This is a genomic window from Photobacterium salinisoli, from assembly GCF_003614885.1.
In the GTDB taxonomy this organism is placed as follows: Bacteria; Pseudomonadota; Gammaproteobacteria; order Enterobacterales; family Vibrionaceae; genus Photobacterium; species Photobacterium salinisoli.
Genome location: NZ_QZMS01000007.1, coordinates 1,727,936 through 1,745,266, shown reverse-complemented (window position 1 = coordinate 1,745,266; position 17,331 = coordinate 1,727,936). Strand labels below are relative to the sequence as shown.

The following is a 17,331-nucleotide window of genomic DNA, read 5'->3' as shown; positions in this document are numbered from 1 at the left end:
GTATCAACGCTAGCAGTATCAAAGCAGTCCGTTTCAATACAGCCTGTATTGAAACTGTCGGCATCAAAGCTTTCATCATAGATCCTGGGGCGGAAAGCCATGTCTGGTCAGGGTAAAAGATCGGCTGTAAGCGATTATTTGCATTCATAAACCGTTATTGTCCGTAAGCTTTAAGCAGTTGTGTTTCGACTTCAGGTAAGCCGGGGGCGATAAGCTGGCGACTTTTCAGGACTTCACCGCTGGCCGGCTCAATCCAGAAAGCGTTGTCAAACTGCAGATCCAGACTGGGCACATTGACCTTTTCAACAAAATAGCGTGCATGCTGAGCGATATTGTTGATGGTAATGGTGACCAACCCTTTGTCTTCAAAGTGGGAGGTAAGCTGATAACCATAGTGGTAGCCAGGCTGCCAGTCGATGCGACGCGTCCAGGTGGTGGGGGTTGAGGGTAACTGCAGCCCGAGTGCGACAGGATCTGGCGTCTCAGCGGTAACCTGAACAAGATTGCCAAGGGGCAGGTTCAGGGTTTTTACCAGTCGTCCTTGTTCTGTTACCAGCATGCCTTTGTCGGCGGCCAGCCATTTTAGCTGCATAGCCGGCGCTGTTGCTTCTGAGTCAGCCGGTGTCAGAACCGCAGCAGGCTCTGCCAGTGCCAGCACCATAAAGGCCTGAGGGCCGTCTCCGATACGGGCGTACATACTGGCGTAAGGTAACTGTTCAATCCAGGCTGAGGATTTCACTGTGTCATCATCACCGCGCACAGCGAGCCGAAAGGTATCTGACACATTCTGAAATTTTTGGCTGCACCCGGATAAAAGCAGCGGTAACAGGGTGATGAGTAAAAAAAAGCGTCTGTTTACAGAAAGACGGGCGTCGAACATTGGGTATCCGTTATTCACAGGTCAATGGCAGTAACAGGTCAATGACAAAAATAAAAATAACCGCACAGGCGTGCGGTTATGAAATCTGAGACAGCAAATGGGTTTGCTTAGCCCTGATTTACAGACGTTGTAGTTGCTGTATCGTTGTCGTTGGCATCAACAATAGCGACAGCGGTAACGGCAACGGCTGCGCCCACTGCTACTGTAGTGGCAGTGATGCCGCCAACAGCCGCAGCAGTGGCACCTGCAGTACCTGCTGCCGTACCTGCCGCCGCGGTAGAAGCGGTAGTTGCACTTGTCGTCGATGTAGTGGCAGTTACAGAACCTGTGCCGGTTGCTGCAAACGCTGAGCCGGCCATAAGCAATGCAGCCAGAGAAACGATTACCTTGTTCATCCTATTCCCTTATTAAGTTGTGTTGAGTGATAAATTCTAAAGATTGCGGCTTGTTGATAACGCAAAACGCTTTTCAATGATATTGGCATATATAAAGGATAGCAATGTATAGAATGTGAAGATTGCTGTTTACTGCGATTTTAAAACAAAACATTCAGTTAGTATTTTTATACTAAGAATAGTATAGCCTTGTAGTCACTTGTCAGTAGCAAAGGTTTGGTAAACATTGTGTTGAATGCATTGAAAATTGAATTTTTCATGTGGACAATAACCTGATGATGACTAATTACTCTAATTTGAGACCTGTTGCATTTAATGGTTTCTCAGTGGAGTGCGATTGTGTAGAATGCGGCAGCCAAAGTGACAGTCAATCAGGGCGTTTTTACATGCCCTGCAACGATTGTGATGGGGGAAGACAGGCGTTTTCACAGCTTTTGGTTAAAACAAAGTCAAACGTAACCTAAATCACATTTTTCTAATAAAATGTCATGCGGCTGACATGAGTGTCATGTGAAAACGCTAACCTGCACCTTGCAGAAAACATGGATGTTATTGAAGGCGTTTGGGAGCTGTAACCTAAGGGCGGTAGCGTGTCTGAAAGGTCAGAAGACTGTTTGCTGGCAGCCTCTGAAATACAAATTTTATTGCAGTTTCTCTTTTTAACAGGCTTTCAATTCCTGTTTGACGTTCTGTTCCGAGTGTTATGTACCGGAGCGTGGTCTTTACTCCATCAGGTTTATCTAATTAAGCGGTTGTTGTCACCCTAGTGTGATTCGGCTGTTTGCATAATGTGCGACTGACTTATCCATTGGCAACTGTAATTTGCATACTGTGATTAGTTTTTCGATCAAAATTCAATTTTTATTTATCAACGTTGATTGGATATGGATTTCTCTAAGAAGCTCCTTTTTACTGCTGTGGCGTCATTGTTATTAGCAGGTTGTACGGTTGTTCCCGGTTCCCATCTGTCGTTACCCGGCAATAAACAACAAGCAGACAACGAAGCGTTCAATGTGTCTGAACAGGTTAACGTCTATCCGTTGACACCTTCTGTTATTTACCAGTCAAAACGGCCAGAAGTGACAGCCAGAACCAATCCAGCGTTGGATGCAGAACTCACAGGCTATGAATATTACATTGGTCCCGGCGATATCCTGAATATTACTATCTGGGATCATCCTGAGCTGACCATTCCGGCCGGTTCTTACCGCAGTTCCAGTGAGTCTGGCAACTGGGTTCATGCTGATGGCAGCATCTTCTATCCTTATATCGGCATTGTTCAGGTCGGCGGCAAAACCGTCACTCAGATTCGAGATGAAATCGCCAGTCGGCTGGCGGCTTTTATTGAAAGCCCGCAAGTGGATGTCAATGTCGCGGCCTTCCGCTCTCAAAAAGCGTATGTGACCGGTGAAGTGAACACGCCGGGCCAGCAAGCCATTACTAATGTGCCGATGACACTCTTAGATGCTATTAACAAAGCAGGTGGTCTGGCAAAAGAGGCAGACTGGCGAAACGTGACCCTGACCCGTAATGGTATCGAACAGGACATTTCGCTGTATGCCTTAATGCAGCGTGGTGATCTGACGCAAAACCGCCTGCTTCGCCCGGGTGACATAGTGCATGTACCGCGCAACGATGCGCAGAAAGTGTTTGTTATGGGTGAAGTGAACGCCCCGCAGTTGCTGAAAATTGACCGTGCCGGTATGACATTGACCGAAGCACTGAGCAGTGTTGGCGGTATTAACGAACTGGAAGCGGACGCGACCGGTGTGTTTGTGATCCGTAATGTGCGCAAAAATAACAAGGTTCGTGAAGGTAGCAAAGCAAATATTAGCTCCACTGACAACGCGCCACTGGCAGATATTTATCAGCTCAATATCAAAGATGCAGCGGCGTTAGTACTGGGTACCGAATTTGAACTGGAACCTTACGATGTGGTGTATGTGACCTCGGCACCGATTGCGCGCTGGAACCGTGTGGTTCGCCAGTTGCTGCCAACCATTACCGGGTTTAATCAGCTGACCGAAGGCGCTGTACGAGTGAGGGATTGGTAAGCCATGTTTAATAATATTCTTGTGGTATGCGTCGGTAATATTTGCCGCTCTCCGTCGGGAGAAGCGCTGCTGAAACAATTGTTGCCTGCGAAAAATATTCAGTCGGCAGGATTAGGCACAGAGAAAAGCAAGCTGCAGGGAAAACCTGCGGATCGCACAGCCAGCGACATTGCCGCCGAGAATGGGGTCTCTCTTGAGGGACATCAGGCTCAGCAACTGACCTCAGCAATGTGCCGTGACGTTGATTTGATTCTGGTGATGGAAAAAAGCCATCTGGATGCCGTGGCGTCAATCGTGCCAGAAGCAAGAGGTAAAACCATGTTGTTTGGGCAATGGATTGGTCAGCAGGACATTCCCGACCCTTACCGCCTGAGCCGGGAAGCCTACGAACATGCCTACCAGCTGATTGATAAAGCCGCCCGTGCCTGGGCGCAAAAGTTATAACACCTGGCAAAGTACTGACTGTGTGGTGAAGACTGCCGCTGCGAACTGTGAGCGGCAGTGTTTCAGACAGATCACCATCACATCCGCCATGACATCCACCATCATGAGTAGCCTGAGTAGATAGACACTATGACTGTTTCGCAACAAGTGTCGGTGAAACAAACCGACTCCGACGAGATTGATCTGGGCAAACTGTTTGGCATTTTGCTGGACAGGCGCTGGACCATAATCGCCATTACGTTCGCCTTCGCGGTTGTCGGCATTGCTTATGCACTGTTAGCAACACCTATTTATAAAGCCGATGCCCTGCTGCAGGTTGAAGAAAAAAACAATGGTTTGTCTGCCCTGGGCGAGATGGGGGATTTATTTTCGAGTGAGTCCTCCTCCAGTACCGAAATTGAGATTATTCGCTCGCGCATGATCCTCGGCAAAACCGTGGACAAACTCAATCTGACCACACTGGCAGAACCTGCCGCGTTGCCTGTGATTGGAAAGGGCATCAATCGCCTGTCCGGCAATAAAGACAGCATCGAAATCAGTCGATTTGACATCCCGCAAGACATAGAAGAACCTGTTTATACACTGGTGTTAGATGATCCGGACAGCGGAACTTATATCCTGTTCGACAGCCAAGAACAGAAAGTTTTATCGGGTAAAGCCGGCGAGCTTGTCACATCCGGTGAGTATCAGTTGTTTGTCTCGGAGCTGATTAGCGAACAGGCAGGGTCAGAGTTCAGCATCAGCAAACGTTCCCGGTTAGATACCATTCAGTGGATTCAGCAGAACCTGACAGTAGCTGAGCGCGGCAAGCAAACTGGTATTTTACAGCTGTCGTTTACCGGGCCGGACAAAGCGCAGAATACCGCGATTTTGAATGACATCAGCCAGAACTATTTTCTGCAGAACGTGGCCCGTAATTCAGCCGAAGCGGAAAAGAGCCTGGAGTTTTTACGCGGCCACCTGCCGGATGTAAAAGAACACCTGACCAAAGCGGAAGACGAGCTGAATCAGTTCCGTCAGGCCAACGATTCCATTGACCTGGGGCTGGAAGCTAAATCGACCCTGGATGTGATGGTGACGCTGGAATCCCAGCTCAATGAGCTGACGTTCAAAGAAAGTGAAATTTCACAGCGTTTCACCAAAGAGCACCCGGCTTATATCGCGTTGCTGGATAAGCGTAAAACCTTATTGGGCGAGCGGGAAAAATTAAACCGTCAGGTGCAAAAGCTGCCCAAAACCCAACGCGAAGTGCTGCGCTTAACCCGTGACGTAGAAGTCAACCAGCAAATTTACGTTCAGTTGCTGAACAAAGTGCAGGAACTGAATATCCTCAAAGCCAGCACAGTCGGGAATGTCCGTATTCTGGATGTTGCTCAGTCTTACACTCATGCCATAAAGCCTAAAAAAGCCTTAATTGTGGTGTTAGTAACCCTGCTGGGCGGTATGCTGGCTGTAGCCTTAGTCCTGATACGTGCGGCGTTTCACCGTGGGGTTGAAAACCCGGATGAAATTGAAGCCATTGGTTTGCCTGTTTATGCCAGTATCCCGATGTCGGACTGGCAAAGTGATATGGAAAAGAAACAGAAAAGCAAGCGGAAGCTCACGGTGGAAGAGAGCTTACTGGCGGTGGCGAACCCGGCAGATCTGTCGATTGAAGCGCTGCGCAGCCTGCGCACCAGCCTGCACTTTGCCATGATGGAAGCCAAAAATAATATCCTGATGATCTCCGGCCCTAGTCCTGGCATTGGTAAGTCATTTGTGTCATCCAACATGGCGGCAGTGATAGCTAAAACCGGCCAGCGTGTCTTGCTGATTGATGCCGATATGCGCAAAGGCCGACTGGAAAAGAACCTGGCAGTGACTCACACGCCAGGTCTGTCGAGTTATCTGGTTGATAAAGCCGGTATAGAAGAAATTATCAGGCAACCTGGCGTGGACAATCTGGATTTTATCGGTCGCGGTGAAGTACCGCCTAACCCGTCGGAGCTTTTGATGCACCCAAGGTTTAAAAAATTGCTGGATTGGGCTTCAGAGAATTACGATATCGTGGTAGTGGATACCCCGCCAATTCTGGCCGTTACGGATCCGGCGATCGTTGGCGCTCATGCGGGTACGACCTTGCTGGTGGGCCGTTTTGGCCAGAACGCAGTGAAAGAGATTGAAGTAACCAAGCAACGCTTTGAGCAAAATGGCATTGAAGTGAAAGGCTTTATTCTCAATGCGGTACTGCGAACGGCGAGTTCGCATTATAGCGGTGGTTACTATAACTACAGTTATGAATCTAAATAAATTTGAATTATCAATTTCCTCCATTACGAAGTAATTAAGGTAACAGTGTGAAAATACTTGTAACAGGTGGTGCTGGTTTTATTGGGTCAGCCGTTGTTCGTCATATTATTCAAAATACGACAGACTATGTGATTAATCTGGATAAGCTGACGTATGCTGGTAATCTGGAATCGTTAAGTGATGTGTCTGATAGCGAACGCTATCGTTTCGAGCATGTCGACATATGCGATAAAGCGGCTCTGGAAGGTGTGTTTGAAAAACACCAACCAGATTTAGTCATGCACTTAGCTGCAGAAAGCCATGTCGATCGTTCCATAGATGGGCCAGCAGCATTTATTGAAACCAATATTATGGGCACCTATAACCTGTTGGAAGTGTCTCGTGCTTATTGGAACCAACTGGATGAAGTACGTAAATCGGCATTTCGGTTCCACCATATTTCGACTGATGAAGTCTATGGCGATCTAGAAGGCACAACCGATCTGTTCACCGAAACCACGTCTTACAAACCAAGCAGCCCGTATTCTGCCTCTAAGGCCTCAAGCGATCATCTGGTGCGTGCCTGGCTGCGGACCTATGGCTTTCCAACCATAGTCACCAATTGTTCCAATAATTATGGCCCTTACCATTTCCCTGAAAAACTGATTCCGCTGATGATTCTGAATGCATTAGACGGTAAGCCTTTGCCTGTTTACGGTGACGGTATGCAGATTCGTGACTGGTTGTTTGTCGAAGACCATGCGCGGGCTCTTTATAAAGTAGTCACTGAAGGTGAAATCGGTGAAACCTACAATATTGGTGGCCATAACGAGAAAGCTAATATCGAAGTAGTGAAGACCCTTTGTGCACTTCTTGAAGAATTGGTTCCTGAGAAACCTGCTGGTGTGGCATCTTACGAATCTCTGATCACCTATGTGGCTGATCGCCCTGGGCACGATGTTCGTTATGCGATTGACGCCAGCAAAATAGAGCGCGAACTGGGCTGGACACCAGAAGAAACCTTTGAAACAGGTTTACGTAAAACCGTTGAGTGGTATCTGAATAATAAAACCTGGTGGCAACGAGTACTTGATGGGTCATACAGCATGGAACGTTTGGGAGTAACCGCATAATGAAAGGAATTATTTTAGCTGGCGGTTCGGGTACCCGTCTGTATCCAATCACGCGAGGCGTGTCAAAGCAATTGTTACCTGTTTATGATAAGCCCATGATTTACTACCCACTCTCAACGCTAATGTTGGCAGGGGTCCGCGATATCCTGATTATTACTACACCTGAAGATAATGAATCCTTTAAACGTCTGCTGGGTGATGGTTCGGATTTTGGCATTAATCTGCAATACGCAGTGCAGCCAAGTCCGGATGGCCTGGCACAAGCATTCATTATTGGTGAGGAATTCATTAATGGTGATAGTTGCTGTCTTGTACTTGGCGATAATATCTTCTATGGGCAGTCATTTTCTAAAACATTGAAACACGCTGCGCAACGTGAGCAGGGTGCTACGGTATTTGGTTATCAGGTTAAAGATCCGGAACGTTTTGGTGTGGTCGAGTTTGATGAGCAAATGAAAGCTGTGTCTATTGAAGAGAAGCCTCAGGAGCCTAAATCAGATTACGCAGTGACTGGCTTGTATTTTTATGATAACCGCGTGGTTGATTTCGCTAAGCAGGTTAAACCCTCAGAGCGCGGCGAGCTGGAAATTACCTCAATCAATCAGATGTATCTGGAAGATGATAGCCTGAGTGTCGAACTGTTAGGTCGTGGATTTGCATGGTTGGATACAGGTACCCATGAAAGTTTACATGAAGCCTCCTCTTTCGTGCAGACCATCGAACATGTCCAGGGGCTCAAAGTAGCCTGTTTAGAAGAAATTGCCTGGCGCAATAATTGGCTGAACGATGAGGCGCTGCTGAAAATTGCCAAACCAATGCATAAAAATGAATATGGCCAATATTTGAAAAGACTGATTGACGAAAAGTACAAATATCAATAAAAGGATTACCAGCCAACATGAAAATATTGATCACGGGGGCTAATGGTCAGGTTGGTCAGGCACTTGTCAATAAGCTTCAGGGGAAGGCTGAATTGCTCGCGGTTACCCGCGAGCAATTGGATATAACCAATGAAGCTAAGGTTAAAGCCCAAGTGCAGGCCTTTCTGCCGGATGTTATTATCAACGCCGCAGCATATACAGCCGTCGATAAAGCAGAGCAAGAACAAGAGTTGGCGCATCACATTAATGCTGTCGGTCCTGAATTTTTAGCTAAAGCTGCGGAAAGTATCAATGCAGCTTTGCTGCACATATCTACAGATTATGTTTTTGCCGGGGACATGCAAGGAAGTTACAGCGAGCAAGACTTGACTAACCCTCAAGGCGTTTATGGTGCAACCAAGTTAGCTGGCGAAAGAGCGGTTGCTGAGTGTTGCTCAAAACATATTATCTTGCGTACCGCCTGGGTGTTCCATGAAAACGGCGCTAATTTTGTGAAAACCATGCTTCGCTTGGGTAAAGAGCGAGATAGCCTGGGAGTTGTAGCAGACCAGTTCGGTGGCCCTACCTATGCTAGCGATATTGCTGATGCGCTAATACAGATTGCACAGTGTATTACCAGTGGGCAGCCAACAAATTATGGTATTTACCATTTTTCAGGTCTACCGCATGTCAGTTGGTTCGAGTTTGCAACTGCTATTTTTGATTCCGCAGTAAAATATCAGTTGCTCAGCAAGAAACCCCAATTAAATCCGATTACAACTGCGGATTTTCCCACTCCTGCGAAACGTCCGGTAAATTCTAAGCTTAATTGTGAAAAAATTCAGCGTGAATTTGGAATTACACCAAGTAATTGGCAACTTGCACTAGAACGAATTGAAGACTATTAAAATGAAAGTAATTGAAACAAATATTCCAGATGTGAAAATTATCGAACCTGCCGTATTCGGAGACGATCGTGGTTTTTTTATGGAAACCTGGCAGCAGAAAAAATTTGAAGAATTAGTGACTGGTAAGCCTTGTACATTTGTGCAGGACAACCACTCCAAGTCGAAAAAAGGAATTTTACGTGGGCTGCACTATCAAACAGAAAACACACAAGGTAAGTTGGTTCGCGTAATCTCTGGTGAAGTGTTTGATGTTGCAGTAGACATCAGGAAAGACTCACCAACATTCGGCCAGTGGGTTGGTGTTTATCTTTCCGCAGATAACAAACGCCAACTTTGGGTTCCTGAAGGCTTTGCTCACGGCTTTTATGTTACCAGTGATGAAGCTGAATTTGTATATAAATGCACTGACTACTACAACCCAAAATTTGAACAGAGTATTATTTGGAATGATCCATCTATTGCTATTGAATGGCCTGTAAGTGATTCTGTAATTTTATCGGATAAAGATGAAAATGGTATGTTGTTAATAGAGGCTGTAAAGTTGTGATTAAAATCATGAAGAACAAGGTTAAAAGAGTCATTAACTGTTTGAAAATGATTCCTGACTTTTATTATGATTATAAAAACTATGCAAAGCATTCATTACATGTAGGTAACTACCAAGAAGAAGGACATGCGTTTGGGTTAATAATTCGCATATATCATACAATTGAAAAAGGCTTATCAATAACTAACAAAAAGCCAGAGTTTGGGCTAGATAGTATTCACTGGTTACAAAATATTATTATCAATAATCTTAGTGAATCAGAAAGAAATAATATTCACGTTCAAAGTGCTGTAGCGACATTAAATAAATACTTTGAGCTTAATCGCAATGAAAATAATAGCCAAAAGTTTTTATACGAAGAAGAAAGATTTAATAAAACTGTTTCAAAGTTTTATACTGGTAAAGTAAATGGTGGCACTAAGAGTTTAAATGTTGCTAGTGATTGGGATAATTATTCAACGTTTTTTAAAAATAGAAGTAGTATTCGTGAGTTTAACACGGATGTTATTTTAGATGATGACATCAAAAAAATAATTTCGATTGCAAAACATTGTCCATCTGCATGTAATAGACAAGCAATAAAAATATATTATTCAAAATCCATAAGTCAGAATATGGAGATTTTGTCTTTACAGAATGGCAGTCGTACTTTTAGAGATAATGTACCTGGTATTATGATTGTTTGCTCTGATATAAGGTATCAGGAAGGTAAGGAAGAAAGAAATTTAGGTTATATAGAAGGGGGTATCTGGATTATGTCCTTGATTAATGCAATGCATTCATTAGGTTTTGGTGCTTGTGCATTGAACTGGTGCGTATCAAGAAAAGCAGATGAGAACCTTAAGGAGTTAATTAATATACCTAAACATTATCAAATTTCTGCTATGATTGCATTTGGACGTCCGAATAAAGATCAAGTAGTGCCGTATTCTTTGAGAAAAGACAACGAAGAATTTATTGAAGAGATAAAGTAGAGTTTATAAATTGTATCAATTAATTCTTTTATTTACTGAGAAATTTTTTCGCCTTGGAGTGGGTTTAGTATCATCAATATTAATCGCAAGAACACTTGGTGTCGAACAGTTTGGACTAATTTCCTCAGACCTTGCAATTAGAAGTATCATAATAGTGATACTTGGCTTTGGCTTAGAAAGTTATGTACTCCGAGAGTCATCTTTAAAAACAAGCACACAATTGTTTAGTTCTCATTTTTTAGTAAGGCTAATATTAAATATAATATACCTATTTGTGGCATTAGTTGTATTTAGCTTTGGAGAGGTAGATTTAGCCACTATTGTTATATTAACGTCAGTAATTCTTAACTTCTTTGATGTTAGAGAAATACAGTTTAAAGCTAAACAAAAAGTGAAAGAGCTTTGTATTGCTTCGTTAATAATATACACGCTAGTTTTGGCTGTGAGAATTTATGGTTATTGGTATGAACTAAGCCTAGATTTTTTTGCATATACATATGCACTAGAATTCGTCTTAGGTTTAATTGTGTTTTTTGTTTATAAAAGCAAAGAACATGTTGTAAGTATAAATGTAGAAGTTTTTAAAGTTGCAATAAGCTTATTTAAGCAAGGGTTATTTCTAGTAGCTTCAGCCCTGTCTGTTATCGCATTCTCTAAAATAGATATTATCATGTTGGAAAATATAGATGGGGCAACATCTGCCGGTATCTATAGTGCAGCAACACGAATTTCAGAAATGTGGTTTATGATTCCTGCAATTTTAATGAGTTATTTGATACCAAAGATAGAAGGCCAAGCAAAGAAATATTTTGAAACAGAAGTATACGGAATGCAAATTACAGTTGCCTTATCATATTTATTCTTAATTCTCGTATATTTTTGCGCTGAACCCTTAATCAAGTTGTTATATGGTACGAGTTATATTGCAGCAGCCGATGTGTTAAAAATTCATGCTGTAGCGGGTGTTTTTGTGGCGCTTGGTACTTCGCAGGCTGTCTTTTTCTATAGAAATAATCTTGTGTGGTATTCGACGGTTAAAAATATCGTAGCAGTATGTTGTGCGGTAGGGCTAAATTACTTGTTTATTCCTGAATATGGACCACAGGGAGCTGCGCTTGCAACTGTTGTATCATTTTCAGTATCTACTTTATTTATGAATGGTTTAAATAAAAGAACTACTCTAATATTTATTCAAAATATTAGAGCGTTACTTTTGTTAGATGTTATCGATGTTATAAAATCATTAAGGGAAAAAAATGTCAGGTCTAGTTGTTAGAAATGTAAAAGAAGTTCAAGGTGAAGTACATATTTCTGGGGCTAAAAATAGTATACTTCCTTTAATGTGCGCAGCTCTTTTGTCAGAAAAATCATTGTTTACAAATACACCGTTATTAAGAGACACAGAAATATTAGGGAATATTTTACAAACATTTGGAGTTGAATATACCCATTCAGATAATGAAATGTGTTTAGAAGTTTCAAATCTTCCGACAAATATTGACATTACAACTGAGTTGGCAGCAAAGATAAGATACTCAACAATCTTAATGGGCGCTCTTGTTGGTGCTGGAGTTAATACATTTAAATTAGGATTGTCCGGCGGTTGCTCTTCATTTGGCGAGCGCCCAATTGACATACATTTAGATTTCTTTAGAAACATTGGTTGCAAAATAACAGAGCATACTGATCATATTGAGTTCGATAATAAAGAAATTGTCGAGTCATTTGATTATACCTTACGCTTTCCTAGTGTTGGGGCTACAAACAATATATTAATTTCTTCCGCAATAATGAAGAAGCCATGTATTGTTCGAAATATCGCAATTGAGCCTGAGATTATTGATTTAATTAAATATCTAGAAAAAGTAGGCGTACTTGTTGAGTTCATTTCTGAGCGTGATGTAAGAATCACCTCTAATCGGAATAATGATAGAGTAAGCGTCGAGCATCGAGTTATATCTGATCGTATTGAAGCAATTAGCTATATTGTTCTGGGTGCAATGCATGCTAAGCATGAACTGACTGTAAGTAATGTTGAATTAGAGTATATTAAACAACCTTTAGCTTATTTGAAGTCTTTAGGGTTAGACTTTGATGTAAAAGAAAAAGAGCGAATGGTTGTGGTTAAAAAAGCACAAAATCTTGATGCTAAAGATTTGGAAGTTGGTGTTTATCCAATGATAGGTACTGATTATCAACCTGTAATTGCAATGCTATTAGCATATACGGCTGAAAAACCAGTAACAATAATTGATCCGATTTATCCAAAACGTTTCAGATACTTAGAAGAAGCGATGAAAGTAGGTCTAAACGCTGAAGTAGGTACAGGCGAATCAACTATTTTTAGTTTAGACCTCAAAGAAATTAATGATCATGTTGGTTTATACTCTCACGACCTTCGAGCTGGTTTTGCTATGTTATTACTCGCGATCTTCTATCCAGGCATGATTACAGTTGATAATGCTGTGCAAGTACTCCGAGGGTATTCTTTATTAGAACAAAAAATGAAGAGTATTGGTATCGAAATCGAACTAGTCTGAATAGGTTATATATATAATATGAAGTGTGTTTTCTTTATTAATACATTAAACCGCGGTGGTTCAGAACAATATGTTTATAGTCTGGCAAAGCAATTAAAAAAAGAGAAAAATGCCGAAGTAATTTTTATTTCAAGCAATGGTGTAATGGTAGAATATTTAAGGGAATGTGGATATAAGGTTATTTTGATCCCATTTGTTGGGATTAACACTAACAAGATATCTGATTTACCAAGAAAGCACAGGATTTTTTATAAAAATTGGTTTTGGTTAAAGTTTTTTTATAAGACCTATTTAGGTAAATATATAAAAGGAGCAGACTTTTTCTTATCACAGCAAGGTTATCCAACTATAGTTGCTTCTTGTTTATCAAAAACGATTCCTCATATAAATATTGTGCACCATATCCTACCAAATGAATATACAGATATATATGAAGCTGTGAATGTTAAACCTAGTAAATTTGTTGCTGTAAGCGAGGAAGTAAGAGATTTTCTAGTTAGTAAAGGAATACATGATTCTGAAGTTATTCAAAACCCTATAGATATTCCATATTTAGATGAATGTAAATGGAGGAATGATAAGAGGAATAATATTGTGCTTCTTAGTCATGTACATGAAGAAAAAAGAAGTACAATAGAAAGTTTCTTAGGCTTTGTGGAAGATGTTGATACTGATAAATATGGTTTTACTGTTATCGGTGATACTTCCAGTGAGTATGGAAGAGATATCTCTGATAAATTTAAACATGTTGTGAACTTTACCGGTTCATTAACCAGAGATGAACTCTTGAGTGAATTGAATCGAGCGGATTGTGTAATTGCTGTAGGCCGCTCAGCCTTAGAAGCATTACTTTTAAGAAAGAGAGTTATAATGGCTGGCCATATTATTGGGAAAAATGGTGGTAATTTTGGAGGTTTGTTAACATCTGAAAATATCTCTGAAGCGGCTTATTACAATTACTCTGGCCGGCATGCTAAAGAGATCACATCAAAAGATAGAATTGCTATTTGCATACAAGAATCTCAATCTATATCAACGGATGAGATTGAAAAAATCGTAGGTGAACTTGAAAGTAAACACTTACCTAATATTGTAATGGAAAAATTTTTAGCGGTGGTAGTAAATGTCAGAAAAGAAATGTAAAGTACTTTTACTAACTGTCGTATATAATAAATTAATAGAAAAAATTAATGCACCAAATACATTTCTTCAAAATAGTGACGGTATCGCAAGTTCATTAGAAAGAGAAGTTATAATATGGGACAATAGCACTGAAGATGTTTTTAGGAAAGATAATGAAACATACGCTTTAAATAATGGTTACATATATTTGTCACAGAATCGTAATTGTTCTTTAAGCTATGTATATAATTTGGTTATAAATAATCATAACTTTGATTATATTGTTCTTTCAGATGATGACACAACTTATTGTGGGAACTATTTAACCGAATTAGAACAGGTTATCAATGACAATCATTTAGTAGCAATACCACAAGTTTTCTCTAACGGCAAACTGTATAGTCCTGCAACATTAGGCCTGGTTGTTGGAAGGCATCTAAAAAGTGTTTCTTCAGGTCTTAATGATGGTTTGATTGGTATAACAAGTGGAGTCATTATTAGTAATAAACTTTTTAAAACATTCAAATTTAAGTTTGATGAACATCTAGATTTCTATGGAATTGATACAGATTTTTTTCTTAATCTTAAGAGGGAAAAAATTCCGGTATTTGTTCTTAATTCAAGTATAGTACATGATCTATCAATGGAGAGTGAAAACTTAACTAGTAAAGAAAAAGTTAATAGCTTTAGATATAAAAATAATAAGAAAGCAATGATTTACATCAATAGGAAAAGAACATTTTTTCATTTTATAATGTGCAAAATTTATTATTTTTTATATGAGACTATTAAAGGATAACTAAAGTGGAGAAATATTACCTTTGTCATTTATACGATGATTTTAGTGGAAGTCCAAAAGTTCTATCACAATTCATAAAAGTTTTGAATAACAAAAGATTAGATAATGTTTCTATTTTAGGTTCATCTAGTTCTGGCTTTGTTTCTGAGGTGTCTTTATATACTGAGAAATTTTTTTATAAAAGATCAGACAATAAATTCTTTACACTAATCTTTTATATGTTAAGTCAGGTTATACTATTTTTTAAACTTTCATATTTATTAATAAAAGACAGGAAAATAAAGAAGAAAGTAGTTGTTGTAAATACTTTGTTACCTTTTGCTGCATCTTTGGCGGGTAAGCTTTTTGCTCAAAAGACAATCTTGTATGCGCATGAGATTTCTATCACACCACCAGTGTTGAATTCTTTCCTTTTAAGATTCCATTCTATATTTATAGATAAAGCTATCTATGTTTCAAATTTTTTGGCTAATGAGTTAAAAAGTAAATTACGATGTGATTTTTGTGTGGTACATAATGCAATAGATGTTCTGTACTTAGATTCTAATATGAGTGATGCTGATTTAGAATCTAAGTGGGGAGGTAAGAATGTATTAATGTTGTCATCTTTAAAAGATTATAAAGGTATTCCTGAGCTTATTTATTTGGCCGATGCCATGAAAAAAGAAGATGTCACATTTACACTTATTGCAAACTGTGAACCTCATGAGGGAGATATTTATTTTTCAAGGTTTACTTTGCCTCATAATTTTAATGTAAATTATCGACCTTCAGATATATTGACGTATTATAGAAAATCATTTTTAGTTCTAAACTTGTCAAATAAGAAAAGCTGGATAGAAACGTTCGGTTTAACTCTAATTGAGGGAATGTCACAGTTTAATCCTGTTATTGCCCCAACAGTCGGTGGACCCGTAGAAGTTATTGGTCTCTCTTCTGCTGGATATTTAATCGATTCTAAAGATACGGATAAATTGCAAGCCTTAATACTTGAAATCTCAAATGACTTTAATACCTGGTTTAAGTTGGCTCGAAATGCAAAATCAAGAGCACATGATTTTAGTTTTAAAAATTATGAGAGTCAAATAATCAACTGTATTAAAGATTAATATTCAAGTATTGGTTAAGATAAATATAATGATGGCTTTTATGCAAGCGAAATTTTGGTCTTGATTTATTTCAATACGGGAAAGACTATAGAGCATGGATTTTTTAAAAATATTTGATTTTTTGTATTTTTTTGTGATTTCAGGCTTGTTTATATTGTTCATGTCTCTAAGAGTCAACTTCACAATAATATTGTGTGCATTTACAATATTTCTTGCCTACTATGATTTCACTTTTTTAATGCTAAAGGATAATCTAGCATATTATGAGCCTTTCATAACAAGTGCATTATATGATGTTTTTGTTTTTTTGCTGTTTTTAATTGCAATGTTGCAGATAGTTAAAAATAAAATTATTAATGTTCCTTGTTTATTTATTATATTCTTCATTGCGTTGCTAGCTGTTAACGGGTTGCTGCACTACGATTTATCAAGTTTTTTAGTTGGATATAGAGCTTATATATCAATATTATTGCTTTCTTTTTCTTTACTAGTTTGTGGAAAGAAAGTAAGCCTAAATAAATACATGGCATTTTTAATAATTTTTATATTCATGCCTAATGTTATTTTTTCCTTTTATCAATATGTAAATTATTCCAAAGTCGAGGATTTTTGGTTTTATTCAGCATACGATAATTTGGGCTTGGAACTTTTCTATTGGGATTTTTTCAGAGATGACCTAATTAGGCCGTTTGGTTTTTTCACAAGCACATTAGGAATTGGTTTTCTAAGCCTTGCTGTATTTATGTATAGCATCAAATATAAGTATAAATTTCGTTCTCTAATCTTAATTTTAAGTTTGGTTGCTATGTATCTAACAGGTGTCAGAACAATTTTTCTTGCAGGGGTGTTATTTGTATCTTTGAATTTTCTTTTATCGAAAGATTTCCCATTGAAAAAAATTGTTCTTTATTTATCAGTTCCTGTTAGCTTCTTCGTCACTATAATTGCTATTAAATACTTCTCTAGTGATCTTTCCGCATTAGGGCGAATTTATCAATGGAGTGAAGTAGCAAAATTTGTACTTCATAACCCTATCGGCACCGGTATCGGTATTGTGGGACCAGGGATGACATATTGGCCAGATTCTCAGCTTATTGCTTTTTTATATATGGGGGGAGGGGTTAGTTTTATATTATATTTTTATTGTTATAATCTCCTCTTTAAAAAAATGATAGGTTATCATTTTGCAGTCTCTTCTTCATGTGTTTTATTTTATTTAATGTTGTTCCAAAATATTGGGTTTGGTTTTTTTTGGTTGTTTATAATTGCGATCTATTTTAATTCGGATAACAAGTAGA

General features: G+C 39.6%; 16 protein-coding genes. 14 read left to right on the top strand and 2 right to left on the bottom strand.

Translation table 11 applies throughout. The features are described from left to right. Positions 1–154: 154 nt before the first annotated feature. Positions 155–880, bottom strand: coding sequence for a YjbF family lipoprotein (locus D6M16_RS08635; protein ID WP_120511436.1), 726 nt, complete (start codon positions 878–880; stop codon positions 155–157). A 107-nt stretch (positions 881–987) separates the two neighbouring features. Further along, positions 988–1,275, bottom strand: coding sequence for a hypothetical protein (locus tag D6M16_RS08630; protein WP_120511435.1), 288 nt, complete (start codon positions 1,273–1,275; stop codon positions 988–990). An 884-nt stretch (positions 1,276–2,159) separates the two neighbouring features. On the opposite strand from D6M16_RS08630, the gene D6M16_RS08625 reads away from it, so the two are divergent. The 14 genes from D6M16_RS08625 to D6M16_RS08560 all read left to right on the top strand — a co-directional run bounded on the left by D6M16_RS08625 (position 2,160) and on the right by D6M16_RS08560 (position 17,330). Beyond that, entirely contained in the window at positions 2,160–3,329 is a 1,170-nt protein-coding gene (locus D6M16_RS08625; protein WP_120511434.1) for a polysaccharide export protein, read from the top strand. Positions 3,330–3,332: 3 nt separating this feature from the next. Further along, positions 3,333–3,773, top strand: a complete 441-nt coding sequence (locus D6M16_RS08620) for an arsenate reductase/protein-tyrosine-phosphatase family protein (protein ID WP_120511433.1) — start codon at positions 3,333–3,335, stop codon at positions 3,771–3,773. Between the two features lie 129 nt (positions 3,774–3,902). Continuing rightward, complete coding sequence (locus D6M16_RS08615) at positions 3,903–6,062, top strand: polysaccharide biosynthesis tyrosine autokinase (RefSeq protein WP_120511432.1); 2,160 nt, start codon at positions 3,903–3,905, stop codon at positions 6,060–6,062. A gap of 47 nt (positions 6,063–6,109) precedes the next feature. Next, on the top strand, positions 6,110–7,174 hold the full coding sequence (rfbB, locus tag D6M16_RS08610) for a dTDP-glucose 4,6-dehydratase (RefSeq protein WP_120511431.1): 1,065 nt from the start codon (positions 6,110–6,112) through the stop codon (positions 7,172–7,174). Then, positions 7,174–8,055: a glucose-1-phosphate thymidylyltransferase RfbA gene (rfbA, locus tag D6M16_RS08605; protein ID WP_120511430.1), complete on the top strand. Its 882-nt coding sequence runs from the start codon at positions 7,174–7,176 to the stop codon at positions 8,053–8,055. Before rfbB ends, rfbA begins: the two co-directional genes overlap by 1 nt. A gap of 17 nt (positions 8,056–8,072) precedes the next feature. Continuing rightward, a complete protein-coding gene (gene rfbD / locus D6M16_RS08600) occupies positions 8,073–8,942 on the top strand; it encodes a dTDP-4-dehydrorhamnose reductase (RefSeq protein ID WP_120511429.1) in 870 nt (289 codons plus the stop codon). A gap of 1 nt (position 8,943) precedes the next feature. Further along, positions 8,944–9,489 (top strand): dTDP-4-dehydrorhamnose 3,5-epimerase, encoded by a 546-nt coding sequence (rfbC, locus tag D6M16_RS08595; protein ID WP_120511428.1) that lies wholly within the window; start codon positions 8,944–8,946, stop codon positions 9,487–9,489. Next, on the top strand, positions 9,486–10,463 hold the full coding sequence (locus D6M16_RS08590; RefSeq protein ID WP_120511427.1) for a nitroreductase family protein: 978 nt from the start codon (positions 9,486–9,488) through the stop codon (positions 10,461–10,463). Before rfbC ends, D6M16_RS08590 begins: the two co-directional genes overlap by 4 nt. Positions 10,464–10,473: 10 nt before the next feature. Then, positions 10,474–11,739: a flippase gene (locus D6M16_RS08585; protein ID WP_120511426.1), complete on the top strand. Its 1,266-nt coding sequence runs from the start codon at positions 10,474–10,476 to the stop codon at positions 11,737–11,739. Continuing rightward, positions 11,720–13,003 (top strand): hypothetical protein, encoded by a 1,284-nt coding sequence (locus D6M16_RS08580; protein ID WP_120511425.1) that lies wholly within the window; start codon positions 11,720–11,722, stop codon positions 13,001–13,003. Before D6M16_RS08585 ends, D6M16_RS08580 begins: the two co-directional genes overlap by 20 nt. Before the next feature lie 18 nt (positions 13,004–13,021). Continuing rightward, complete coding sequence (locus D6M16_RS08575) at positions 13,022–14,146, top strand: glycosyltransferase (RefSeq protein WP_120511424.1); 1,125 nt, start codon at positions 13,022–13,024, stop codon at positions 14,144–14,146. Further along, entirely contained in the window at positions 14,127–14,924 is a 798-nt protein-coding gene (locus D6M16_RS08570; RefSeq protein ID WP_120511423.1) for a glycosyltransferase, read from the top strand. Before D6M16_RS08575 ends, D6M16_RS08570 begins: the two co-directional genes overlap by 20 nt. A 5-nt stretch (positions 14,925–14,929) precedes the next feature. Then, positions 14,930–16,033: a glycosyltransferase family 4 protein gene (locus D6M16_RS08565; RefSeq protein ID WP_120511422.1), complete on the top strand. Its 1,104-nt coding sequence runs from the start codon at positions 14,930–14,932 to the stop codon at positions 16,031–16,033. A gap of 94 nt (positions 16,034–16,127) precedes the next feature. Then, positions 16,128–17,330, top strand: a complete 1,203-nt coding sequence (locus D6M16_RS08560) for a hypothetical protein (protein ID WP_120511421.1) — start codon at positions 16,128–16,130, stop codon at positions 17,328–17,330. Position 17,331: the final 1 nt, after the last annotated feature.